Source organism: Pseudomonas sp. A6, assembly GCF_052367875.1.
GTDB classification, from domain to species: Bacteria; Pseudomonadota; Gammaproteobacteria; order Pseudomonadales; family Pseudomonadaceae; genus Pseudomonas; species Pseudomonas citronellolis.
This window is the reverse complement of record NZ_CP198970.1, coordinates 4,966,655-4,990,090: the sequence shown is the minus strand read 5'-3', so window position 1 is coordinate 4,990,090 and position 23,436 is coordinate 4,966,655. Positions and strand designations below refer to the sequence as shown.

The following is a 23,436-nucleotide window of genomic DNA, read 5'->3' as shown; positions in this document are numbered from 1 at the left end:
TTTCTTTTGTAGGAGCGAGCTTGCTCGCGAACGGAGTTTCCCGGTAGCTGCGGTGCTGGCCCTGAAGAGCGCCCTCTCCCTAACCCTCTCCCTGAAGGGAGAGGGGACCGTTGGGCAGACGCTGATGTTTTGGAGTCAGCCGGCTAGCACTTGGATTGACGGCTGAAACCACTCCTTCTCTCGGCACGGCCAAGCCCCCTCTCCCTTCAGGGCGGGGCGCGCAGCCGAGGGCTGGGGAGAGGGTACGGAGTCCACCGAAAGCACCGCAGCCACCGGGAAACACAGTTCGCGAGCAAGCTCGCTCCTACGAAAAGCCGTTGCCTAGAATGAAGGCGCCATTCCCCACAGCGGACCCCCACCATGCCCGACAATCCCACCCGCATCCGCCACAGCTGGGACAGCAACGCCAGCGCCTGGACCCGCGTGGTGCGCGAGCAGCGCATCGACAGCCGCCGCCTGGCCACCGACGAGGCCATCGTCCGCGCCGTGCTGGAGGGTTCGCCGCATCGTGTACTGGACATCGGCTGCGGCGAAGGCTGGCTGTGCCGGGTGCTGGAGGCCCGGGGCTGCGAAGTGCTGGGCATCGACGCCTCGCCAGCGCTGATCGAGGCCGCGCGCCAGGCCAGCGAGGGGCAGTACGAGGTGCTGAGCCAGGCCGAACTGGCGGGCGAAGCCGGGGCGCACCTGGGACGGTTCGACGCGCTGGTGTGCAACTTCGCCCTGTTCGACGAGGACCTCGCGCCTCTGCTGCGCGGCCTGCAACAGCGCCTGGCGCCGGGCGGGCGGCTGCTGATCCAGACCCTGCACCCCTGGAGCGCCTGCGGCGACGAGCCCTACGAAGACGGCTGGCGCCTGGAGACCTTCAGCGCCTTCGGCGACGAGTTCCGCGAGCCCATGCCCTGGTACTTCCGCACCTTCGAATCCTGGCTGGCCCTGCTGCACGCCAGCGGCTGGCGCCTGCTGGCCCTGCGCGAGCCGCGGCGGCCGGATACCGGGGCGGCCTGCTCGCTGCTGCTGGTGGCTGCGCCGGCCGGGTAAGCCTTTGGTCTCGTTCGCACCATAAGGGGGCAGACGCCCCGGCAATCTTGTGCAACACTCCGCGGCGACCTCAGTGGTTCACTCCCGCAATGCCCACGTCCGCTCCACAAGAGCGGGCAGCCTCTTCCGGTGTGCAGTCCCGGAAGGCCCCAGACGAATCCTCCCCCGTGCCCACCGGCGCGGTGGCGGCGCTTTTTCCGTCGCGGGCCTTCCTCATCCCGATTGCGCTTCGAGTCGCCGCTGATATACCCAACAACAAAATCGAGGTTGCACCATCATGTCGTCCCACGATCTCCAACGGGATCTCAACGAGCGGCACATCCGTCTCATGGCCCTCGGCGCCTGCATCGGCGTCGGCCTGTTCCTCGGCTCCGCCAAGGCCATCCAGATGGCCGGCCCGGCCATCATGCTCTCCTACATCATCGGCGGCCTGGCCATCCTGGTCATCATGCGCGCCCTCGGCGAAATGGCCGTGCACAACCCCGTGGCCGGCTCCTTCGCCCGCTACGCCCAGGACTATCTCGGCCCGCTGGCCGGCTACCTGACCGGCTGGAACTACTGGTTCCTGTGGCTGGTGACCTGCGTCGCCGAGATCACCGCGGTGGCCATCTACATGGGCATCTGGTTCCCCGAGGTGCCGCGCTGGATCTGGGCCCTGGCGGCCCTGGCGAGCATGGGCACCATCAACCTGATCGCGGTGCGCGCCTTCGGCGAGTTCGAGTTCTGGTTCGCCCTGATCAAGGTCGTCACCATCCTCGCGCTGATCCTGGTGGGCGGCGGCATGATCGTCTTCGGCCTGGGCAACGGCGGCGTGGCCACCGGCATTTCCAACCTGTGGAGCAACGGCGGCTTCATGCCCCATGGCATCACCGGCGTGCTGATGTCGCTGCAGATGGTGATGTTCGCCTACCTGGGTGTGGAGATGATCGGCCTCACCGCCGGCGAGGCGAAGAACCCGCAGAAGACGATCCCCGGGGCGATCAACTCGGTGTTCTGGCGCATCCTGCTGTTCTACGTCGGCGCGCTGTTCGTGATCATGTCGATCTACCCGTGGAGCGAGATCGGCACCCAGGGCAGCCCCTTCGTGATGACCTTCGAACGCCTGGGCATCAAGACCGCCGCCGGCATCATCAACTTCGTGGTGATCACCGCCGCGCTGTCCTCCTGCAACGGCGGCATCTTCAGCACCGGGCGCATGCTCTACAGCCTGGCCCAGCACGGCCAGGCGCCGGCGGTCTTCGCCAAGACCTCCAAGGGCGGCGTGCCGCGCAATGCGCTGATCCTGTCCATAGTCGCGCTGCTGTTCGGCGTGCTGCTGAACTACCTGGTGCCGGAGAAGGTGTTCACCTGGGTGACCTCCATCGCCACCTTCGGCGCCATCTGGACCTGGGCCATGATACTGCTGGCGCAGCTGAAGTTCCGCCGCGGCCTGAGCCCGGCCGAGGCCGGCAAGCTGCAGTTCCGCATGTGGCTGTACCCGCTGAGCTCCTACCTGGCCATGGCCTTCCTGGTGCTGGTGGTGGCGCTGATGGCGTTCTTCGAGGACACCCGCATCGCCCTCTACATCGGCCCGGCCTTCCTGGTCTTGCTGGTGGTGCTGTACCGCGTGTTCGACCTGGCGCCCAAGGGCGAGCAGGGCGCGGTCGCCAGCGGCGCGTGAGCCTGATGGCGAAATGACAAAGGGCCTCTTCGGAGGCCCTTTTCTTTTGTGTGGCGGAGAGGAAACTCCATGCCCCACGACAATTGTAGGAGCGGGCCCTGCCCGCGAAATCGCGCGCAGGGCGCGCCCCTACATGGGAATGGCGCGGGTGGGGCAGCGTAGGAGCGGATCTTATCCGCGAATCGCGCCGGAACCTCCGGCTATCGCGGACAGAGTCCGCTCCTACACCTTCCGGCAAACCCATCGCCCATGACCGCGCCGAGGTGCTCTTCGTAGGAGCGAGCTTGCTCGCGAACAGACTCCGCTGCGGGACTCATTCGCGAGCAAGCTCGCTCCTACGAAAAGCCGTATCCGCCAGCAACGGCGGCATCGGGCAGTCGAGGATGTCGGCCACCGCGCGCAGCAGTTCCGCCTCGGCCACGCTGATGCGGCCGTCGTATTCGCTGCAGCGGACCATGGCCTTGAGCAGCTGCGGCTTCTGCAATGGGCGCAGTTGCGCCAGGCGTCGCAGCGCCGCCTCCAGCTCGCGCAGGGTGCCGGCCTGCGGCGGCTGCCGCACGGCGAAGGGCAGGGTGGCCCAGGCCTGGGCGAAGGCCTGTTCGGCGTGGGCCGCTTCGGCTCCGTCGACGCCGGCGAGGAAGGCCAGCAGGACCGCCGCCTCGTCGCCCAGCTCGGCCAGCGGCAGGTTGCCGATGCGCGCCGGGGCCGGGCGCAGGTTGCGTTCGACGATGCGCAGCAGCGTCCACTCCAGCAGCTTCACCCGGTGGTCGGCCTTGATCAGCAGCGCCATGTTGCCCAGCAGGCTCGTCACCTGGGTGGCGTCCAACTGCTTAAGCGCCGGCATGGCCAGGTCCAGCAGGGGCAGGCGCTGGCCCGGGTCGAGGATGCGCAGGTGCTCCTCCAAACGGTCGAACTGGAAGGCCACGCCCAGCTCCAGGCGCGGCTTGATCAGTTGCAACTGCTGGGCGCGGGCCAGCGCTTCGGCATCCAGCAGCAGGCCGTAGACCAGCGCCTGGGCGCCATCGACCTTGTGCGCCGCCGCCCGCAGGCTTTCATCCAGCCGCTGCAGGGTGTGCCGCGCTTCTGCCAGGTGCGCCCCAGCCGGCTCGCCGATGGCCTCGACCGACGCCAGCGCCGCGCCCGAAGGGTAGCCGCGCAGGGCGGCGTTCCAGGTCTCGCGGTCCACCAGCGGGATGTCCAGGCGCGGTTCCAGCTTCGGGTAGCGGCCGTCCCAGCCTGGCTCGATGCGGCGGATGCGCGCCTCCAGCGGCGGGTGGGTGGCGAGGCCGAACCAGTGGCTGGCCAGGCCGTCGCTGAAGTACAGGTGGCTGAACTCGGCGCGGTGCAGGGCGCCGAGCAGCGAGCCGTAGCCGCCGACCTTCTTCAGCGCCCCGGCGATGCTGGCCGGGTTGCGGGTGAACTGCACGGCAGAGGCGTCGGCGAGGTATTCGCGCTGGCGGTTCACCGCGGCCTTGATCAGGCTGCCGAAAAAGGTCCCGACCGAGCCCAGCACCCACAGGCACAGGCCGGCGACGAAGGCCAGCGCGATGAAGCCCAGGGCCGAGCCGGAGCCGCTGTCGTTGCCGGCATTGCTGCGCTGCACGCGGATGCGCGCTACGTCGTCGGCGCGGTGGCTGTCCCACAGGCCGCGGACCATGGTCTCGCCGATCAGGCCCAGCAGCAGGATGCCGTGCAGCAGCGCCACCAGGCGGGTATTCAGGCGCATGTCGCCGTGGTGGATGTGGCTGAACTCGTGGGCGATCACCCCCTGCAGTTCGTCGCGGCTGAGCAGGGCGATGGTTCCGCGGGTGACGCCGATGACCGCGTCGCGCGGCGTCAGGCCGGCGGCGAAGGCGTTGATGCCGCTGTCCTCCAGCAGGTACACCGGCGGCACCGGGACGCCCGAGGCGATGGCCATCTCCTCGACCACGTTGAGCACCCGGCGCTCCTCGGCGTCGCGGGCGTCCAGGTTGATCAGCCGGCCGCCCAGGCGCTCGGCCACGGCGCGGCCGCCCAGGCGCAGCTGGCGGTGCTTGTACCAGGCGCCGACGATCACCACGCCGACCACCACCAGGGCCACCCACAGGTAAAGCTCGAGGTCGGGCAGGCGCTGCGGCGAGGTCCAGTGGCTGGCGGGCTCGCCGATGTGGCGCCAGAGCCAGCCCAGTACCAGGCTGGTGAGCGTCACCAGGCAGGCCACCGACGCGGCCAGGAGCAGGATCAGCCGGCCGGTCTGGCGGCGGGCGCGGTCCTGGTGCTGGAAGAAGTTCATCGCGCGCACCGCCCGTCAGAAGGCGATCTTGGGCGCGTCCTGGATCTGCTTGCTGTCGGCGAACTCCAACTGCGCGACCTCGGCCTTGTGGCCGAAGTTCGCCGCCAGCACCACGGCGGGGAACGACTGGCGATAGGCGTTGTACTCCATCACCGCGTCGTTGTAGGCCTGGCGGGCGAAGGCCAGCTTGTTCTCGGTGCTCGACAGCTCCTCGGTGAGCTGCTGCAGGTTCTGCGAGGCCTTGAGGTCCGGGTAGGCCTCCATGGTCACGTTGAGCCGCCCCAGCGCGCCGCCCAGGGCGCCCTCGGCGTTGGCCAGCTGGGCCAGGCCGGCGGCGGCGCCGGGCTGGCTGGCGGCGGCCTTGAGCCCGGCCACCGCGGCGTTGCGCGCGGCGATCACCGCCTCCAGGGTTTCCCGCTCGTGCTTGAGGTAGGCCTTGGCGGTTTCCACCAGGTTGGGGATCAGGTCGTAGCGCCGCTTGAGCTGCACCTCGATCTGCGCGAAGGCGTTGCGGTAGCGGGCGCGCAGGTTCACCAGGCGGTTGTAGATGGCGATGACGCCGAAGAACAGCACGGCGAGGACGAGCAGGGTGACCAGGGAGGAAACCGACATGGGAGGTCCTTTTCGGGCGTCGGGAAAGGTCCGCCGATGATAGCGGAAAGCTGGCGCCGGGCCAGCGGACGCGCTGCGCAGTCGCTCACAGCCCGTCGAGGTAGCCCAGGAAACTCGCTGCCGGTTCCGCCCACAGCTCGGTGGCGGCTCAGTCCTCCCGCAGGCCGATGCAATTGCCCCAGGGATCGCGCACCTGGCACATGCGCCCGCCCTCCGGCAGGGCCAGCGGCCCGCGCCAGGGTTCGGCGCCCAGGGCCAGCAGGCGGGCCCGCTCGCCGTCGAGGTCGGCGACGCGCCAGTACACCACCGAGCCTGCGGCGCCGGCGGTGACCTTGGCGTCGGCGTTGACGATCTCCAGGGCCACCGCGCCCAGTTGCAGGTGGCCGAAGTCGTCGGGGGCGTGCACCACGCGGCGTGCCGCGGGAAAGGCACGGGCGTACCAGTCGGTGGCTGTGCGCCAGTCGGGCACGTGGATGAGCACGGAGACGATGGGGAGGTCGGTCATTTGTATCCAGTCTTTTCCATGTGCAGGGCACCGGGGGCCCGGTTCCGGGCCGCTCACCTTAACTGCCGTTGGATGAGCGGTCCAGGCGCGACACCCGCGCCCTTGACGCCCCGCCGCACCGATGGTCAGATGCGCGCCGTTCCAGGTGCCTCACGCCGCCGTGCGTGAGGTGAAACGGGAAGCCGGTGCGTCGCCCTTGGCGATCAGTCCGGCGCTGCCCCCGCAACGGTAAGCGAGCGGGGCATCCACGAGGCCACTGTGCTCAGGCATGGGAAGGCGGATGCTCCAGGCCCCTCGCAAGCCCGGAGACCGGCCTGGAGCGTTGTTGGCAAACCCGCGGTGGGCGGGCGTGAGCCGGATTCCGGACGCGCTCGCGCCGGGACTCGCTGCGCCGCCTGCGAAATTCCCGTTTCGAGGCGATCACCTTGCAATTCCCCCTTTCCCATTCCGTTTCCCGGCGTGCGCCCTGGCTGGCCGGGCTGCTGCTGAGCCCCTGCCTGAACGCCGAGCCCCTGGGCCTGCGCGATGAAATCGTCAGCGCGCCCTCGGTGGAGTCCACCACCGTCGCCGAGATGGCCCGCTACGGCAGCAAGCTCGAAGTCATCGAGCGCGAGCAGATCGAGCGCGCCGGCCCCAGCGCCGACATCACCCGCGTGCTGCAGATGTACGTGCCCGGCCTGTTCGTGGCGCCGAAGAACGGCCCCTTCGACTACGGCACCTACTCGCTGCTGGGCGGGCGCAACGACGACACCCTGATCCTGCTCGACGGCGTGCGCCTGAACAACCGCCTGTACGGCGGCCTCTACCTGGACACCCTGCCGACCACCGCGGTGGAGCGCATCGAGGTGCTCAAGGGCGGCCAGGGCCTGCTGTTCGGCACCCAGGCGGTGTCCGGGGTGATCAACATCGTCACCCGCAGCGCGCAGACCCGCGAGGCTTCCGGCGAGGTCAACCTGGGCCTGGACAGCTTCCGCGGGCGCAACGGCGACGCGCGGGTGGAGAAGGTGCTGGAGAACGGCCTGGGCGACCTCGGCCTGCTGGCCTACGTCAGCCACAACCGCTCCGACGGCTACAAGCCGTTCCGCGAACAGGACATGACAGACACCGTCAGCGACAAGCGCCGCTCCTACGACGTCAACGTGTTCGGCGCCAAGGCCATCCAGGCTTTCGGCGATACCTCGCGGCTGGAGCTGTTCTACCAATACGCCGACGCCGACCTGGACTTCGCCCGCCCGGCCGACAACCACCACACCAGCAACGACCGCATCCAGCAGATCGCCACGGCGACCTTCGAGCAGCGCCTGAACGACGACTTCAGCTGGTTCGCCAAGGCCCACCTGAACGACTGGGACACGAGCTACACGCGCATCTACAACCTCGCCGGCGGCGGCACCCGGGTGCTCAACCACAACGACTACTGGGGCTTCACCGACTGGGGCGCGCAGCTGGAGGGCAAGGCGCGCCTGGCCGGCGGCCACGAGCTGGTCTTCGGCAGCGACAACCAGTGGTACAAGGGCCAGGACGACGTGCTGATCATCGACAACGACAAGGCCGAGTCCCACGCCCTGTACGCCCAACTGCGCCCGCAGGTCGACCTGCTGCCGAACTGGCACCCCAGCCTGGGCGTGCGCCGCGAGGAAATGAGCGGCGGCGAGGGCGCCACCGTGTGGATGCTCACCTCGCTCTACGACCTCAGCGACCAGCTCAAGCTGCGCGGCCAGCTGGGCACCGCCTTCAAGCTGCCCAACGCCGAGCAACTGTTCGTCAACGAGCCGGGCAGCGAGATCGGCAACCGTGACCTCAAGCCCGAGCGCAGCCGCAACGCCGAACTGGGCCTGGACTACAGCGGCGCGCTGTTCGGCCAGCCCTGGAGCGGCAGCGTCACCCTGTTCCGCCGCGAGATCAAGGACCTCATCACCCTGGCCGGCGACCAGTGGGTGAACGGCGACGGCGAGATCGAGGTGCGCGGCATCGAAGCCAACGGCCAGTGGCGGCTGGGCGAGCACTGGCAGCTGGATGCCGACGCCACCCGCAACCTGGTGGACACCCGCGAGGGCGTGACGGTGAACAACATCCCGCACTTCTTCGCCCGCACCCGCCTGGGCTACGACCAGGCCCCGTGGGGTTTCGGCATGGCGCTGCGCTACGTCGGCTCCATCGTCAGCCCGCAGGGCGACGACTACGGCCACTACACGGTGCTCGACGGCGACGCCTACCGCTACCTCGACGGCGCCCGCCGCCACCGCCTGAGCCTGCTGCTGGAGAACCTGCTGGACCGCGACTACGCCACCAGCCGCACCACCAACGGCATCCGCCAGGTGGACAACCTGGGCCGCCCGCGCACCGCCGAGCTGCGCTACACCTTCAGCTTCTGAGGTGGCCATGGACCAGGCGCTGCTGATCGTCGGCCCCCTCGCGGGCGCCCAGGGCGAGGCCTTGCGCGCCGAGCTGGCGGCATCCCACCGCGCCGTGACGCTGGTCGATACCAGCGACGGCTTCGACGCCCTGTGGCCGGCCATCCGCACGCACCTGCAAGCGGGCAGGGCGCTGCTGCTGGTGGACCTGGAGCCGGCCAGCGACGGCGCCTACCTCGACTGGCTGCGCGGCGAGGTGGCGCAACTGGCCGGCGACTTTCCCCAGGCACCGTGCCCGCGGCTGACCGCCTCGGCCCTCGGCCGCCGTGGCCTGGACGCCCGGCTGGTCAGCGCGGCCATCGACGACGGTCGCCAGCAGCTGGAATGCCGCACCGTCGGCCCGGTGCCGGAACAACCGGACTGGTCGGCGCCGCCGCCGCACAAGCGCCAGCTGTTCCTCTGCACCGGCCCGCGCTGCGTGCGGCGCGGCGCCTTGCCACTGTGGAAGTCGCTGCGCCGCGAGCTGGCCAGGCGCGAGCTGATCGAAACCGCCGAAGGCGTGCTGCTGACCCGCACCGGTTGCCAGTTCCCCTGCAACCGCGGGCCGCTGCTCACCGTTTACCCGGACCGCTGCTGGTACGGCGTGCACGACGAGGCCCAGGTGCTGCGGGTGGTGGAGCGGCATCTGGCGGGCGGCGAGCCGGTGGCCGAACTGCTGATCGAGGGCGCGCCATGAAAGGCTTCGCACTGCTGCTGGGGCTGCTGGTGGCGACGCCGGCCCTGGCCGCCGAGGACTACCGCAACTGCGGCGAGACCTGGCACCTGGCCAAGAAGGTGCCCGAGCGCATCCTGGCGCTCAACCAGCACGCCGCCGACCTGCTGCTGGAACTGGGCGCCGGGGAGCGGCTGGCGGGCGTGGCCTATCTGGACGACCCGGGGCCGCAGTTGCAGGGTGACCGCTACCGCGGCGTGCCCGTGGTGTCGGCGCGCTATCCGTCTACCGAGCTTCTCTATGCGTTGCGCCCGGACCTGGTGGTGGGCGGCTTCGCCACTGCCTTCGACCCCGGGCGCGGGCGCGCCGAACTGGCCGCCGCCGGGATCGCCAGCTACCTGCTGGAGGCGGCCTGTGCTCAGCGCACGGGAGATGGCTTCGGCAACGTGCGCGACGACCTGCGCACCCTGGGCCGGCTGCTCGGCGTCGAGGCGCGCGCCCAGGCGCTGATCGACGCCCAGCAGGCCCACCTGCGCGCGGCGGCCGCCAGGGCTGACGGCCGCGCGCCGCTGCGGGTGTTCTACCTCGACAGCAGCGACGCCGGCCTGGCCAGCCAGGGCGGGCGCGGCTTCGTCAGCGAGCTGCTGCGCGCCGCCGGGGCGCGCAACCTGTTCGAGGCGGTGGCGCTGCGCGGCTACCTGGCCAGCCCCGAGACGCTGCTCGCGGGCGACCCGGACGTGATCCTGCTGGCCGATGCGCGCTGGTCGCCGGCGGCGGAGAAGGTCCGCTACCTGCGCGCGCACCCGCTGCTCTCGCGGCTGCGCGCGGTGCGCGAAGGGCGCTTCGTGACGCTGCCGTTCAGCCAGTTGGTGCCGGGGGTGGAAAGCGGCCACGCGGCGCGGGCGCTGGCCGAGGCCCTGTACCCCTGAGCACCCTCAGAAGCGCACATCCACCACCACGCTGTCGCTATAGGTGCCGGCCGGCGGCGTGGGCTGGTCGGGGAGGATTTCCGCGCGGTAGTCGAAGCCCTGGTAGGTGAGGCCGTCGAGGCTGCCGGGGTTCAGTTCGGCGCTGCTGCTGGGGCGCCTTTCAGTGCCCGCAGAGCCCCAGCGCTCGCTGCCGCTGCTCGACTTGTACAGCTCGTAGGCCAGGCGGTTGCCGCCGCTGGCCATGCGCCGCTGGCCGCCGCTGGCGTTGACGCCGTCGCTCAGGCCGACGTCGTAGCTCGTGCCCTTGGAGCAGCGCACCTGGATGCGCTGCTGCATCGGGCGGAAGCCGGCGATCAGCGGCGCGCTGCCGAAGTTCACGGCGGGCGCGTTGAGCTGGCAATCGCGGCGGACCTGCACCGTCAGTTGCAGGTTGGTGAGCACGCCCGTGCCCCAGTCGGTCGGCGCCGAGGTGCAGAGCTCGGCGATGCAGCCGCCGCTTACGCCGGGCGTGATGTCCCAGCCGGGGAAATAGCAGGCGCCGAGCACGCGGCCGGCCACGCAGATGCGCCAGTGCCAGCGCAGCTGGATGGTGGCGGTGTAGGTGCCGGGCGCCACGTTGGCCGGGCGCAGGCGGGCGTGCAAGGGGAACTGCGAGACGTCCGGCGTGCCGCCGGGAAACGGGAAGCGGGAATAGTCGTAGAACAGGCCCTGCTGCAGGCGTTGGGTCAGGCCGGCATCGCCGTACAGCTCGAAGGGGATGGTGTCGCCCGTGGCGGCGTTGCGCAGCACGCCGCCGTTGAGGTTCACCGGGCGCAGGCTTATCCAGTTCTCGCGGATCGGATAGCCCTTGAGGCTGCATCGGGCGCCGCCGGAGAGCTGCCTGGCCGGGGCGCCGTTGGCGATGGTCATCGAGCCGTGGGTGCCGAAGCTGGCGTTGCCGGGGTTGGGCTTGCATTGCTCGGTCACGGTATGGGCCAGGCCGGTGAGTGGCGCCAGGGCCAGGAGGGGCAGCAGGTAGCTCGGTATGGTCATGGTCGACTCCGGGGTTCAGCGGCAGGACAACGGGCCCAGCTGCGCCAGTTCTTCGGCCTGCGGGTCGAGGTCGAAGACCAGGCTGCAGGCCTGGCCGTCGGGCAGGCTCACGCGCAGGTGGTTGTGCGCTTGCAGGTGTTCCAGGTAGACCAGTCCGTCCCAGCCCACGGGCACGGGCGGGCCGCCGTTGATGCGGGCCTGGGCGCCGATCGGCAGCGGCCGGCCGTGGCTGTCGTGCAGCAGCAGGCTGGCGGCCAGCACCCGCTGCAGCGGGAAGCGCAGCAGGTAGCCGCTGCCGGAGCGCACCGCCACGCGCTGCTCCACCAGCGGCGCCACGACGTTGGAGGCCAGGCCCAGCGGGTCGATCTCGTACTTGCCGGCGTAGTAGGCGCTGCTCCAGGGCACCAGCAGGTGGCCGTCGGCGTTGGTGTGGCCGACCAGCTGGTTCTCGTAGCGCACTGGAACATCGGCCTGGCCGTCGGTGCTGACCAGCACGAAGGCGTCGTGCACGCGGTTGCTGGGGAACAGCGCGCCGTCCATCCAGGCCACGGCGCCGCCGGCGTCGAGCCAGTGGGTGTAGTCGCCGGCGCTGCCGTACAGGCCGCCCCGGGCCTGCAGGTGCTGGCCGCGCCAGTGCAGCGCGGCCTGGCGCCAGGCGCCGCCCTGGGCGTTGTCGGCCAGGCCGAGGTTCCAGCCGAAGCCGCCCTCGGTGGGCGCCGACTGGCTGTAGTCGAGGCGCCGACTGCCGCGGCCCTCGGCGTCGCGCTCGACGCTGGCGCTGAGGGTGCCGCGCAGGTCGAACGGCACCACCAGTTGCACGACGCTGCTCCACCTGCCGTTGCCCAGCTCGCGGTTGGCGGACAGGTAGAGGCTGGCGTCGCCCCACAGCGAGCGGCTCCAGGACAGGTTGAGCAGGCGCGTGCGGCTGCCGTCGCCGGTTTCCACCTCGAAGTAGCCGGCGCCCAGGCTGCCCCAGTCGTCCAGGGCCAGGCTGGCGGTGGCCTGGGTGCTGCGGCGGAAGGGCGAATAGCGCCGCCCTCGCTCGTCGTCTTCGTCTTCGGCCGTCGTCCCGCGCCACTGGTGCTCCTGGGCGAGGTGCGCCAGGTCGCGGTAACCGGCGTCGCGCTGGCTGCGCTGAATGGAGAAGCTGAAGCGCCGCGCGCTGTACTGGTAGCCGAAGCTGAACTGCCGCCCGCCGTCGCCGCCTTGGCTGCCATGGCTGGCGGCGGCGTTGAGCATGCCCAGGGTGCCCAGCCGCAACACGCCGCCGATGCCGCCCATGGCGAGGCCGGCGGCGCCCTCGGCCTGGGCCTGCAGGGTGAAGTAGTCGCTCAGGCCGTGGCGCAGCGATGCGCTGGCGGCACCGGTGCCGTAGGCGAAGTCGTCCTCGCCGTAGCCCTGGCGCAGGCTGCCCAGGCTGAGGGCGAAATCGCTGAGGCCCGGGCGCAGCAGGTCGCTGCTGACGTAGAAGGGCACGCTGGTGGAGACCTGGCGGCCGAGGGCGTCGGTTGTCTGCAGCACCGCCTGGCCGGCGCCGTTGATGTAGGGCAGGCCGCCGATGCTGAAGGGGCCGGGCTGCAGCTGGTAGCTGCTGTTGCGGTAGCCGTCGATGAACAGGTCCAGGGTGCTGGGCAGCGCCGCCTCGCCGGCGAAGCGCGGCAGCGGATAGGTGACGATGTCGGGGCGGATGGCGAAATCCCGGGACAGTTGCACGCCACCCAGGCGCACCGGCGTGGCCCAGGATTGCGTGCGGCTGACCAGGTCGCCGACCTCGTAGGTCAGCGCGCGTTCTTCGTCGGCGTAGCGCCAGGCGCTGTCGTAGCGCAGGTAGCGGCTGCGCTGCGCCGAACCGCCGAAGGGCTGCTGGTAGACGCCGCTGTGGCTGAACACGCCGAAGTCGCCGAACAGGCGCAGGTCGGTCCAGGCCGAGTGGATGTCCTGGCCGTCCTGCGGGCTGCTGGCGTACAGCTGGTAGTCGAGCAGGGCGCCGAAGCTGCTGCGGGCCGGCAGGCGGGCCTGTGGCGCCGCGCCTTGCAGGTGCTGTTCCGCCAGCCAGTGCGCCGGCACCTGCAGCAGCAGGCGTTGCTGGGCGGCGTCGTAGCGCACTTCGACTTCCGGCAGTTCGGCGAGGTCGAGCGGGCCGTCGCGCGTCACCGGCAGGCCGAGGGCGCGCAGGTCGGCCGCATCCATGCGCAAATGCTCCTGGCGCCTGTCCACGGCCATGACCTGGCCGCTCGGCCGCAGGTTCACCAGCACCTCCAGGTACAGGCGGGCATCATCGACCAGGACGTTGGACTCCCGCGGCGGCAGGGGCAGCGAGGCCGCCGCCGGGGGCTCGCCTGCGCACAGCAGGGCGGCTCCGGCGAGCAGCGCGGGGCAGCGGCGCGGCGACTGGCGGCCCATGGCCCGGCTCAGCGGGGCGCGGCGGCTATCTCGCCACCTTCGCCGTTGACCTCCGCCCGCAGGCGCCCGCCGCCGCTCAGCGGCCGTGGTAGCGGCCAGCGCATGCTGGCGCCGGCCAGCACATAGCCGAGCAGGCCGTCCTCGATCGCCTGGTTGCCGCCAGGCCGTTCGAGGACCACCTGCGTCAGACGGGCGTGGCGTGGCCCGCGGTTGCGCACCTCCAGGTAGGCCTTGCCGCCTTCGACGAGCTGGCGCCAGTCCAGCGCCGGGCGCTCGGCGCTCTTCGCCCCCAGGCCCTCGCCATAGAGGAACAGGGGAACCGAGTAGCGCATCTGGAAGCGGATGCCATTGCCTTCGGCGGGCGCCGGCGAGGCCTGCGGCGTGGGGATTTCGTCGATGAGAATGCGGTAGGCGCGCTCCGTGCCCGGGGCGCTGGGCGCCAGGCGCGTCAGCCGCACCAGCTGGCGGGCGCCCGGTTCGACGCGGAACATCGGCGGGCTGCCGACCACCTCGTGCTGCGCCTGGTAGTGTTCCTCGCCGCCGCGCTGGCTCCAGGCGAAGATGCGCACCTGCAGCTGGGCCGGCTGGTTGCCGTGGTTCTCCAGCCAGAGCGCGCTGGCGCGCTGGTCGTGCTCCAGCGCCGGGTCGATCGGCCAGATCAGCAACGAGCTGCCGGCCCGCGCCGCGCCGGGCAGCAGGACGAGCAGGGCGAGGAGCAGGGCCATCGGGGCGCTCACCATGACAAGGTCACCCCGAGGCGGTCCTGGTAGCGCCCGGACGCCTGGTTGCCGGGCAGCCGCAGGGCGGCGTTGATCGGCAGCCGGATGTTCTCGGCGTCGTCGTAGTCGACGCGCACGCTGGCGTTGACCGGGATCTCCTGGCTGAGGCCGGCGTCGAGGTACAGGCGGTAGGCCAACTGCGCTTCGCCTGCGCGCAGGTGGCGCAGGCCGCCGGCGAGGTGCAGGCCGCCGTTCACCGTCATGCGCAGGGTCACGCCGGGGGTGCAACTGAGGGTGACGGCGCTGTTGGGTGACAGCCGGGTGCTGATGCCGGCGGTGGAAGCGGGCGGGTGGCGGCCGAAGTCCAGGCGCCCGAGGTCGCCCAGGTTGCTGCCGTTGCCGGGCACCGCGTGGTTGACCAGGCAGCCGCGGGTGACGCTGGCGGAAACCCGGAAACTGGCGCGGGTGTCGGCGCTGGCCGTTTGCAGCGGCGCCAGGGTGGCGAGCAGTACGGCCGGCAGCAGCGTGGCGCACCGGCACGGCAGTGGGTGAGGTGTCATGGCAAGCCCCAGGCGGGTCGAGGATGGACGGGCCCCGCAGGGCGTCAGAAGTCGATGGTGACGGTCAGGGTGTCCTGGTACGTGCCGCTCGGCTTGGGCCTGGTATTGGGCGCGATGGAGCCATGGATGGGGATGTTGACGGTCGCGCCGCCGGTGGGGATGGGGAAGGAGACGAACTGGTCGACGGCGTATTCCTTGGTGTGCTGGGCGTCCTGGTACACCTTGTAGGCAACGGTGTCCGGGCCGGTGTTGAGCTTCAACATCCGATCGCCCCGCCGGCCGCCATCGATGGCGACCTTGAAGGCCTTGATGTTCGGATCGCAGGTCACCTGAAGCGTGCCGCCTTGCGGGCTGATCAGCTGGGTTTTCAACGTCGTGTCCCAGGTCGGGCCGACCCTGCCGAAATCGAGTTCGCCGAAGTCGTTGGTGCTGTCGAGCACTGCGCTTCCACCCACCTGGCAGCCCTTGGATATTTCCAGGTAAACCTCCACGTCGCCGTATACCTCCGCCAGTGCCAGGGCTTGCTCCAGGGGCAGGGCCAGCAGGGTGCCGGCGAATATGTGCTTGAGCAGGTTGTGCGTCATCGTCTTGGCCTCGATAAGGGATCGGCGGAAATCTTCCCCAGGAATGGCCAATCTGAACCAGATGAAAAGGCGGACGAAAACGTAGGTTTATTCGCCAGATTAAGCAGGTGTTTTTTGTAGGCTGATGTAGGCCTCGCAGGCCTCAAGAATCGGCGGGTTTGTCTACAAGGCCGATGGGGGAGGGCGTCTGGAAAAAGCGGGGATATGGCGGGGTAGGAAAGCGGGTCCCGATGACGGGACCCGCGGCGGAAAATGGCTGGCCGGAAGCGGTCAGGCCTTTCCTATGAACGATTGACTCAGCGGCTTGGACTCGATCCACCAGCCGAAGACCAGGCCGACGGTGGTCCAGAGGATCGCCTGGATGCCCAGGGACACCAGGCGGAACTGCCACAACAGGTCGGCCGGGAAGTCCGCCGGCACTTCGCGCACGGCCGGGAACAGGACCGCGGCGACGATGCAGACCACCACGTACAGGGCCACGCCGGCGATGGTGCCGGCCCAGGCGCCGTGGCTGGCGCTCAGGCGGCGGGCCAGGTTCAGCGCGATGGCGGCGGCGGCGATGGACACGGCGATCATCAGGAAGAACAGCGTGGTGCGCTGGCGGATGGTTTCCGGGTCGCCCACCGACGGCGGGTTGGCCGGGTACTTCAGGCTCGGCACCAGGTACAGGGTGACGAAGGCCGCCAGGGCCAGCAGGGCGCTCAGCGCGCGCGGGCTCAGGTGCCCGGAGCGGCCGAGCCGGTAGGCGAACACCAGGGCGAACAGGCCACCCATGGCGGCGCTGTAGACCACCACGCCGGTGAGCAGGCCGATGCTGGCCTGGACCTCGCGGCTGACCAGTTCTTCCTCGTGGTCATGTGCGGCCATGCCGCCGTTGGCGGCGGCTTCCTCGGCCTCGTGCATGGCCGACATCTGTTCTTCGAAGGCGATGGCGCGGTCTACCTCGGGCTCACCGAAGAGGCGGGCGAAACCGAAGGCGAGCAGGCCCGCCAGGACGCCGACGAGCATCCCGCGCAGCAGGAGTTTTCCAGTCATGTCAGGGAGTCCCCGGGGTCAGTGGCAGGGGAAGCCCAGCAGGTGGCGGCCGTCGTGGACGAATTCGTGCACGTACATGCCCTTGAACATCGAGGTGGCGCCCTGTTCGGCGCCGACGAAGTACAGCGCCAGGAGCAGCAGCAGGCCGCCGAAGATGGCCCACGGCAGCAGTTCGCCGAGCGGGATGACGGGGAGCGATACGCCGGCATCGGCGTGGGTGGCTGAATGAGCCATGGAGACCTCCTAGGATTACGCGTCCTGAAATGGTGGGCGATCTGTTTTTGTAGGGAAGGGTCTGACTCTCGGCCTTGGGACCGAATACAGTGGCGCGACCGTGCCGGGTTTTCACCGGCTTCCTTCCAAGTAACAAGATGCTACGAGAGCGTCGGCCAGTGTAAACCCCGGCGCCTGCGAATGGGAGAGAATTCGATGCCGAGCCGCCTGAGCTTCGTCTGCCACGGGCGCACCGCCGCCCAGCGCCAGGGCCGTTTCGCCCAGGCCGACGAGCCATTGGAACCGGGCCAGGACGAGCGCCTGGCCGAGCGCCGCGCCGGGCTCAAGGCGCCGCGCCGGGTGCTCTGCGCCCCCGAGCTGCGCGCCCGGCAGACCGCCGCCGCCTGGGGCGCCGAGCCGCAGCTGCTGGAAGCCCTGCGCGACTGCGACTACGGTGCCTGGCGCGGGCAGAGCCTGGAGGCCCTGCAGGCCACGGCGGCGCAGGACCTGGCCGCCTGGCTGACGGACCCCGCCGCCGCGCCCCACGGCGGTGAATCCCAGGTGCAGTTGTGCGAGCGCGTGGGCGCCTGGCTCGACGCCTTCGACGAGGACGGCCACTTCATCGTCGTCAGCCACCCCGCGGTGCTGCGCGCCGCCGCGCTGCACGTGCTGCGGGCCGACGCGGCGGCGTTCAACGCCATCGACGTCGAACCGCTGGGCGTGCTGCGCCTGGTCCGCAACGGGCGCTGGCGCCTGCGCCTGTGACGGGCCGCGGTCTATGCTGTGTGGGCCCCAGCGCCACGAGGAGACCGCCATGGCCAGCCATCCCCGCCTGATCCCCTGCCTGCGCTACCGCGACGCGCCGGCGGCCATCCACTGGCTGTGCGACACCTTCGGCTTCGTCCGCCAACTGGTGGTGGACGACGGCGAAGGCGGCGTGGCCCATGCCCAGCTGTGCCTGCCCGACGGCAGCGGCATGCTGATGCTGGGTTCGGCGGTGGACAACGAATACGGCCGGCTGATGCGCCGGCCCGAGGACGTCGGCGGCTGCACCCAGAGCCTGTACCTGCTGGTGCCCGACGCCGAGGCCCTGTACCGCCGCGCGCTGGACGCCGGCGCGCAGATGGTCATCGACATCCGCGACGAGGACTACGGCGGCCAGGGCTTCACCTGCCGCGACCCCGAGGGCCACGTGTGGAGCTTCGGCACCTACGACCCCTGGCATTGAACGAAGAAGGAGCAAGGCATGAAAGAGGTGGTATTCGCCGATGGCGCGCGTGTCCCGGCCATCGGCCAGGGCACCTGGCGGCTGGGCGAGGACAGGGCGGCGCGCAAGCGCGAGGTGGCGGCCCTGCGCGAAGGCATCGAACTGGGCCTGACGCTGATCGACACCGCCGAGATGTACGGCGAGGGCGGCTCGGAAGAGGTGGTCGGCGAGGCCATCCGCGGCCTGCGCGAACAGGTCTTCCTGGTCAGCAAGGTCTACCCGCACAACGCCAGCGCCCGCGGCGTGCCGGTGGCCTGCGAGCGCAGCCTGAAGCGCCTGGGCACCGACTGCCTGGACCTCTACCTGCTGCACTGGCGCGGCCAGTACCCTCTGGAGGAAACCGTCGAGGCCTTCGAGCGCCTGCGCCAGGACGGCAAGATCCGCCGCTGGGGCGTCTCTAACTTCGACCTCGACGACATGCAGGAACTGGGCGCCCTGCACTGCGCCACCAACCAGGTGCAATACAGCCTGGAAGAACGCGGCATCGAATGGGACCTGCTGCCCTGGTGCCAGGAACAGCGCATGCCGCTGATGGCCTACTGCCCGGTCGGCCAGGGCGGCCGCCTGCTGCGCGATGCCAGCCTGCGCGAAGTGGCCGAACGCCACGGCGCCACTCCGGCGCGGGTGGCCCTGGCGTGGCTGATCCGCCAGGAAGGGGTGATCGCCATTCCCAAGGCGGTGGAGGCTGTGCATGTCCGCGACAATGCGGCGGCGCTGCAGCTGCGGCTGGATGGGGAGGACCTGGCGAAGCTGGATGCGGCTTTCCCGCCGCCGCGGCGCAAGATGCACCTGGCGGTGGTTTGAGGCTGGGCTGGCTTTTCGGCTTTTCGGCTTTTGGCTTTCCGGCTTTTGGCTTTTCGTAGGAGCGAGCTTGCTCGCGAACGGTGCCTCCCGGATATGCAGGTGTTCGGGCGTGGCTCCGCCCCCTCTCCCTAACCCTCTCCCTGAAGGGAGAGGGGACCGTTCGGCGCGGTCTGGTTTTCCCGAGTCAGCCGGCAAGCGCGGTGATTTCCGGCTGAAACCATACCTGCTCTCGGCACGGACAAGCCCCCTCTCCCTTCAGGGCGGGGCGCGCAGCCGAGGGCTGGGGAGAGGGTGCTCTTCAGAATAGGCACCACCCCACCCGACCACCGCTCCTATAAAAATCCCCCCCACCATGATAAGAAGCGCCCATCAGCAAGCTGGAGGCAGTCATGAGCAAGTTGCGTGTCGGGGTGATTTTCGGTGGGCGTTCGGCGGAGCACGAGGTGTCGCTGCAGTCGGCGAAGAACATAGTCGATGCCCTGGACCGCTCGCGGTTCGAGCCGGTGTTGATCGGCATCGACAAGGACGGCCGCTGGCACCTCAACGACGCCTCCGACTACCTGCTCAACCAGGAGAACCCGGCGCTGATTGCGCTCAACCGCTCCAACCGCGAGCTGGCCGTGGTGCCCGGCAAGGCCGAGCGGCAGCTGGTGGAAACCGGCAGCCGCCAGTTGCTCGACCACGTCGACGTGATCTTCCCCATCGTCCACGGCACCCAGGGCGAGGACGGCTGCCTGCAGGGCCTGCTGCGCATGGCCGACATCCCCTTCGTCGGCGCCGACGTGCTCGGCTCGGCCATCTGCATGGACAAGGACGTGAGCAAGCGCCTGCTGCGCGACGCCGGCATCGCCATCACTCCCTTCATCACCCTGACCCGCGCCACCGCCGCGCGCACGCCCTTCGCCGAGGCGCAGCGCCAGCTGGGCCTGCCGTTGTTCGTCAAGCCGGCCAACCTGGGTTCCTCGGTGGGTGTCAGCAAGGTCGAGGACGAGGCCGGCTACGTCGCCGCCGTGCAACAGGCCCTGGCCTTCGACGACAAGGTGCTGGTGGAGGCCGCGGTGAACGGCCGCGAGATCGAGTGCGCGGTGCTCGGCAACGACGAGCCCATCGCCAGCGGCTGCGGCGAGATCGTGGTGCGTGGGGGCTTCTATTCCTACGACAGCAAGTACATCGACGAAGACGCCGCCCGGGTGGTGGTGCCGGCGGACATCGATGCCGCGGCCTGCGAACGCATCCGCCAGCTCGCCGTGGAAGCCTTCCAGGTGCTGGGCTGCTCGGGCCTGGCGCGGGTCGACGTGTTCCTCACCGGCGATGGCCAGGTGCTGGTCAACGAACTCAACTCGCTGCCCGGCTTCACCCGCATCAGCATGTACCCCAAGCTCTGGCAGGCTGCCGGCATGAGCTACAGCGAACTGGTCAGCCGGCTGATCGACCTGGCCCTGGAACGCCACGCCGCGCGCCGCCGCCTGCAGACCAGCCGCTGAGGCGGGCGCGGCGGGGGCCGGTTACTCCGGGCGTTCCTCGTGGGTGCGCTGGTGCGCAGCCTCGAGCAGTGCCTGGGTGTCGGCGTGGAGCATGCGCAACGTTGCGCTCCAGCGCGCCAGGTCCCACTGCGAGGCACTGGCGGCGGGGTGCTCCTCCAGCAGGTCGAGCACGCCGCCGAGCGCCCGCAGGCGCTGCAGGGCGGTGTCGAGCAATTGCGTCGAGGGTGCCAGCGTGTCGATGTAAAGCACTTCGGAGAAGGCCTGCGAGCTTTCCGGAAGGGGTTTGAATTCACGAATCCTGAAAGACTCTTGCTGAATGCCCGGGCGGGCGTTCTTCGCGCGGAGGGGCGCGGGCTTGGAAGGGAACTGGTGCATTTCCTTACGCTCCTTGGACCGGATGGAACCCGCCGCAGCCGTTGCGACACGGAGGGCGGCGAGCCGTGCAGGGGTCGCAAACCGGAGGTCCAAGGAGAGTTCCGGCCAGGCGGAAGCCTGCCCTGCACGGCCAGCCATAACCAAGGCAAGCGCGACGCACGTGGCGCCTTTGCTTTGAATGCTGCTGCTGTGCTGAAGGACCTTTGGGTTGCGACACCCCGTCATGGCCAATGCCATGACGGCGGGAAGACTATCGATCCGGCTCGTGGGAGCTGAGCGTTATGTGCTGTAGGGAAATTCCTTGATGAGGGTTTTCTCGATGGCGTTCCCGGTTTACCGAGGCCATGCCCGGTGGCTGCAATTTTGACCGCCCAGCCTCTACACTCCTCGAAGTCACATTGGCCAGCCTAAGGAGCCAGACGATGAGTTCTTCCTCGCGGACGGTATTGGCGGCGGCGCTGGCGGCGCTGCTGGTTGCTGTTGTTCCGGTCGCACACAACCCGGCCTGGGCCGAGGACGCCGCGCCGCCCAGCGGCATGGAGGCCGACGACCAGCAGGGCCCGCTGGGCGACCTCACCGAATACGGCCGCCTGGCCGAGGAGTCGCTCGACGCGGTGGGCGCCGACGACTTCGCCAGCGCCCGGGCCAAGGTCGACGCCCTGCAGGCCAAGTGGCGCGCCGCTGCCGCCGAGCTCAAGCGCAAGAGCCCGGAGGACTGGAAGGCCGCCAACGCGGCGGTCGAGGGCGCGGTGCGGGAACTGCACGCCAAGTCCCCGGACAAGGACCGTAGCCTGGATTCGCTGAACACCCTGCTGTCCACCTTCAACGACATCCAGGGCATCAGCGACTGACGCCCGCCCGGCCAGGGCCCGCCGACGGCCCTGGCCCTGCGGGTCGTCGGCATCCCGAGCGGCGGCTGGCGCTCAACGAAATCCTCACATTCGCCTCGCGGAGTTTTCACCTTCGCCCGTGCAGGATGGCGGCCAGCATCCGGCAGCGTGCCGGGTGCGTTCCGAACCATCGAGCGCGAGGCCTGTGGCGAAGTGAGGCAGATTCCGGAAACCTGGCGGCGTCCATCCGGACGGGTAATGGCCCTGGCCTGCGGGCTGCTCGGCCTGCTGGCCGTGGCCCTGTGCGGCGCGGCCAGCGTCGCGGCGCAGCGCCCGCCGCTGCCGGGCGAGGACGACCTGGCCCGCCACTGGCGCCTGGGCGAGGTGGTGGTGCTGGTGCGCCACGCCGAGCGCTGCGACCGTTCCGACGCTCCTTGCCTGGGCGCCGAGGACGGCATCACCGTGCGCGGCGGGGCGCTGGCCACGGCCCTGGGCGACGACTACCGCAGCCGCTTCGGCCTGGATAACGCCGACGTCTACGCCAGCCCGCTGACGCGCACCCTGCAGACCGCCAGCCTGATGTTCGGCGACGGCACCCTGGGCCAGGCCTGGGTCGCCGACTGCACCGGCAACCTGCTCAACCACGTGCTGGAACACAAGGCCAGCCACCGCAACCTGATCCTGGTCACCCACAGCGAATGCATGGAGCAACTGGCCCAGGCGCTCAGCCACCGGGACCTGGAAACCCCCGGCTACGGCACCTCGCTGGTGCTGTTCAGCGACGCCCGCGGTGGCTTGCAACTGGCCGGCGAGATTGCCCCGCGGGACTGGGCCCGCCTGCAATTGCGCTGAGCCGACGGCGCCGCTGCGCTTGCGGCATCCGCCGATGCGGTCCTAGGCTTGCGGGGGAGGGCGGTGCCGTCGTCCGCCCCGGGAGCCGCCAATGCCACGCATCCAGCTCGGCGGGGTCAAGGAAACCCTGCTGATCACCTTCTACGCCAAGGCCATGGAAAGCCGCCTGCCCGATTCGTTGCTGCAGGACCGCTTCGCGGCTGCCGCGCTGGCGCGCCTGGACTACGACTTCGCGCGCTTCCGCCTAGGCCGCAGCAGCTACGTCGGCATCGCCCTGCGCGCCTGGAAGCTCGACCGCTGGGCCGCCGAATTCCTCGCCGCCCACCCCGATGCTTGTGTGGCGCACCTGGGCTGCGGCCTGGACAGCCGGGTGTTCCGCCTCAACCCGCCGCCCAGCGTGGCCTGGTTCGAAGTGGACTACCCGGACGTGCTGGCGCTGCGCAGCGAGGTATACCCGGCACGCGAAGGCTGCACGCTGCTGCCCGGCGCGATGGGCGACCCGTCCTGGCTCGACGCGCTGCCCACCGGCCGCCCGCTGCTGATCGTCGCCGAAGGCCTGATGCCCTACCTGCGCGAAGCTGAGGTGAGCGCATTGCTGCGCGGCCTGCTGGCGCGCTTCCCCCAGGGCGAGCTGATCTTCGACGGCTACAACCGCTTCGGCATCCGCATGCTGGGGCTGTTCCTGCCGTTCTGGGCACGCGGCGCCCGGGTGCACTGGGCACTGGACGAGCCCAAGGAGCTGGAGGCGCTGGTGCCGGGGCTGCAACTGGTCGAGGAGCGTCTCACCTACACCCCCGAGGAATGCCGGCGGATGGCCTGGTCGTCCCGCGCATTCGTGCAACTGATGCAGCGCTGGCCCACCCTGGGCCGTATCGGCCGGCTGCTGCGTTATCGCTGGTAGGGCATGTAACCGTTCGCGGTCATACGCGGCCTGTCTGGCGGCTGCGGCGAGATGCTTTTCGTAGGATGGGTTGAGCTTGCGATACCCATCGGGCCATGGTGATGGGTATCGCTTCGCTCAACCCATCCTACCGGGCTAGCCCGTGCCGAGAGGCGGCCTGGTTTCAGCCGGCAATCCCTGTGCTAGCCGGCTAACGCCGAAATACCAACGCACGCCGAACGGTCCCCTCTCCCTTTGGGAGAGGGTTAGGGTGAGGGGGCCGCAGGCCTGCTCGCTCGATTCCATTCCCCTACGC

At 70.0% G+C, this 23,436-nt stretch carries 23 protein-coding genes and 1 riboswitch; of the genes, 12 read left to right on the top strand and 11 right to left on the bottom strand.

All coding sequences use genetic code 11. The features are described from left to right. Positions 1-360: 360 nt before the first annotated feature. Both ACTWJ5_RS21755 and ACTWJ5_RS21750 read left to right on the top strand, forming a co-directional pair. Positions 361-1,038, top strand: coding sequence for a class I SAM-dependent methyltransferase (locus ACTWJ5_RS21755; protein WP_256512016.1), 678 nt, complete (start codon positions 361-363; stop codon positions 1,036-1,038). A 277-nt stretch (positions 1,039-1,315) separates the two neighbouring features. Continuing rightward, complete coding sequence (locus ACTWJ5_RS21750) at positions 1,316-2,698, top strand: amino acid permease (protein WP_074976853.1); 1,383 nt, start codon at positions 1,316-1,318, stop codon at positions 2,696-2,698. A 313-nt stretch (positions 2,699-3,011) separates the two neighbouring features. Here the strand turns inward: ACTWJ5_RS21750 and ACTWJ5_RS21745 are convergent, their stop codons facing one another. From ACTWJ5_RS21745 to ACTWJ5_RS21735, 3 genes are all read right to left on the bottom strand, one after another. Beyond that, entirely contained in the window at positions 3,012-4,970 is a 1,959-nt protein-coding gene (locus tag ACTWJ5_RS21745) for a M48 family metalloprotease (protein WP_444436538.1), read from the bottom strand. Between the two features lie 15 nt (positions 4,971-4,985). Further along, positions 4,986-5,582: a LemA family protein gene (locus ACTWJ5_RS21740; protein WP_116423693.1), complete on the bottom strand. Its 597-nt coding sequence runs from the start codon at positions 5,580-5,582 to the stop codon at positions 4,986-4,988. Positions 5,583-5,730: 148 nt separating this feature from the next. Beyond that, positions 5,731-6,087, bottom strand: coding sequence for a VOC family protein (locus ACTWJ5_RS21735; protein ID WP_116423694.1), 357 nt, complete (start codon positions 6,085-6,087; stop codon positions 5,731-5,733). A 126-nt stretch (positions 6,088-6,213) separates the two neighbouring features. Further along, positions 6,214-6,419, top strand: a riboswitch (cobalamin riboswitch). Between the two features lie 93 nt (positions 6,420-6,512). Between ACTWJ5_RS21735 and ACTWJ5_RS21730 the strand changes: the two genes are divergently transcribed. Genes ACTWJ5_RS21730 through ACTWJ5_RS21720 form a run of 3 tightly spaced genes read left to right on the top strand, consistent with a single transcriptional unit; the run spans position 6,513 to position 10,082 of the window. Next, positions 6,513-8,462 (top strand): TonB-dependent receptor plug domain-containing protein, encoded by a 1,950-nt coding sequence (locus tag ACTWJ5_RS21730; RefSeq protein ID WP_444436537.1) that lies wholly within the window; start codon positions 6,513-6,515, stop codon positions 8,460-8,462. 7 nt (positions 8,463-8,469) lie between these two features. Continuing rightward, positions 8,470-9,177 (top strand): (2Fe-2S) ferredoxin domain-containing protein, encoded by a 708-nt coding sequence (locus ACTWJ5_RS21725; RefSeq protein WP_249917228.1) that lies wholly within the window; start codon positions 8,470-8,472, stop codon positions 9,175-9,177. After that, positions 9,174-10,082, top strand: coding sequence for an ABC transporter substrate-binding protein (locus ACTWJ5_RS21720; protein WP_249917227.1), 909 nt, complete (start codon positions 9,174-9,176; stop codon positions 10,080-10,082). Before ACTWJ5_RS21725 ends, ACTWJ5_RS21720 begins: the two co-directional genes overlap by 4 nt. 6 nt (positions 10,083-10,088) lie before the next feature. Here the strand turns inward: ACTWJ5_RS21720 and ACTWJ5_RS21715 are convergent, their stop codons facing one another. The 7 genes from ACTWJ5_RS21715 to ACTWJ5_RS21685 all read right to left on the bottom strand — a co-directional run bounded on the left by ACTWJ5_RS21715 (position 10,089) and on the right by ACTWJ5_RS21685 (position 16,649). After that, a complete protein-coding gene (locus ACTWJ5_RS21715; protein WP_444436536.1) occupies positions 10,089-11,114 on the bottom strand; it encodes a Csu type fimbrial protein in 1,026 nt (341 codons plus the stop codon). Between the two features lie 15 nt (positions 11,115-11,129). Further along, positions 11,130-13,517 (bottom strand): fimbria/pilus outer membrane usher protein, encoded by a 2,388-nt coding sequence (locus ACTWJ5_RS21710; RefSeq protein WP_444436535.1) that lies wholly within the window; start codon positions 13,515-13,517, stop codon positions 11,130-11,132. Between the two features lie 8 nt (positions 13,518-13,525). Next, the gene (locus ACTWJ5_RS21705) at positions 13,526-14,242 is read right to left on the bottom strand and encodes a fimbrial biogenesis chaperone (RefSeq protein WP_253409722.1); all 717 of its coding nucleotides are present in this window, start codon (positions 14,240-14,242) and stop codon (positions 13,526-13,528) included. 8 nt (positions 14,243-14,250) lie between these two features. Beyond that, positions 14,251-14,796: a Csu type fimbrial protein gene (locus tag ACTWJ5_RS21700; RefSeq protein ID WP_074976833.1), complete on the bottom strand. Its 546-nt coding sequence runs from the start codon at positions 14,794-14,796 to the stop codon at positions 14,251-14,253. A 44-nt stretch (positions 14,797-14,840) separates the two neighbouring features. Then, on the bottom strand, positions 14,841-15,380 hold the full coding sequence (locus tag ACTWJ5_RS21695) for a Csu type fimbrial protein (protein ID WP_074976831.1): 540 nt from the start codon (positions 15,378-15,380) through the stop codon (positions 14,841-14,843). A 270-nt stretch (positions 15,381-15,650) separates the two neighbouring features. Further along, the gene (locus tag ACTWJ5_RS21690; RefSeq protein WP_249920137.1) at positions 15,651-16,388 is read right to left on the bottom strand and encodes a CbtA family protein; all 738 of its coding nucleotides are present in this window, start codon (positions 16,386-16,388) and stop codon (positions 15,651-15,653) included. Positions 16,389-16,433: 45 nt separating this feature from the next. Then, on the bottom strand, positions 16,434-16,649 hold the full coding sequence (locus tag ACTWJ5_RS21685; protein ID WP_074976825.1) for a CbtB domain-containing protein: 216 nt from the start codon (positions 16,647-16,649) through the stop codon (positions 16,434-16,436). Positions 16,650-16,844: 195 nt separating this feature from the next. On the opposite strand from ACTWJ5_RS21685, the gene ACTWJ5_RS21680 reads away from it, so the two are divergent. The 4 genes from ACTWJ5_RS21680 (at position 16,845) to ddlA (ending at position 20,183) form a co-directional block, all read left to right on the top strand. Beyond that, positions 16,845-17,393 (top strand): histidine phosphatase family protein, encoded by a 549-nt coding sequence (locus ACTWJ5_RS21680; RefSeq protein WP_444436534.1) that lies wholly within the window; start codon positions 16,845-16,847, stop codon positions 17,391-17,393. A 49-nt stretch (positions 17,394-17,442) separates the two neighbouring features. Further along, positions 17,443-17,856 (top strand): VOC family protein, encoded by a 414-nt coding sequence (locus tag ACTWJ5_RS21675; RefSeq protein WP_444436533.1) that lies wholly within the window; start codon positions 17,443-17,445, stop codon positions 17,854-17,856. 18 nt (positions 17,857-17,874) lie between these two features. Next, positions 17,875-18,699, top strand: a complete 825-nt coding sequence (locus ACTWJ5_RS21670; RefSeq protein WP_444436532.1) for an aldo/keto reductase — start codon at positions 17,875-17,877, stop codon at positions 18,697-18,699. A gap of 389 nt (positions 18,700-19,088) precedes the next feature. After that, positions 19,089-20,183, top strand: coding sequence for a D-alanine--D-alanine ligase (gene ddlA, locus ACTWJ5_RS21665; RefSeq protein WP_197887471.1), 1,095 nt, complete (start codon positions 19,089-19,091; stop codon positions 20,181-20,183). Positions 20,184-20,204: 21 nt separating this feature from the next. Here the strand turns inward: ddlA and ACTWJ5_RS21660 are convergent, their stop codons facing one another. Beyond that, positions 20,205-20,558, bottom strand: a complete 354-nt coding sequence (locus ACTWJ5_RS21660; RefSeq protein WP_083426707.1) for a hypothetical protein — start codon at positions 20,556-20,558, stop codon at positions 20,205-20,207. A 422-nt stretch (positions 20,559-20,980) separates the two neighbouring features. Here ACTWJ5_RS21660 and ACTWJ5_RS21655 point away from each other — a divergent pair, with 422 nt between their 5' ends. The 3 genes from ACTWJ5_RS21655 (at position 20,981) to ACTWJ5_RS21645 (ending at position 23,141) form a co-directional block, all read left to right on the top strand. Further along, a complete protein-coding gene (locus ACTWJ5_RS21655) occupies positions 20,981-21,409 on the top strand; it encodes a hypothetical protein (RefSeq protein ID WP_261748162.1) in 429 nt (142 codons plus the stop codon). A gap of 237 nt (positions 21,410-21,646) precedes the next feature. After that, positions 21,647-22,240, top strand: coding sequence for a histidine phosphatase family protein (locus ACTWJ5_RS21650; protein ID WP_061561201.1), 594 nt, complete (start codon positions 21,647-21,649; stop codon positions 22,238-22,240). A 91-nt stretch (positions 22,241-22,331) separates the two neighbouring features. Continuing rightward, entirely contained in the window at positions 22,332-23,141 is an 810-nt protein-coding gene (locus ACTWJ5_RS21645; RefSeq protein WP_116423706.1) for a class I SAM-dependent methyltransferase, read from the top strand. Positions 23,142-23,436 lie beyond the last annotated feature (295 nt).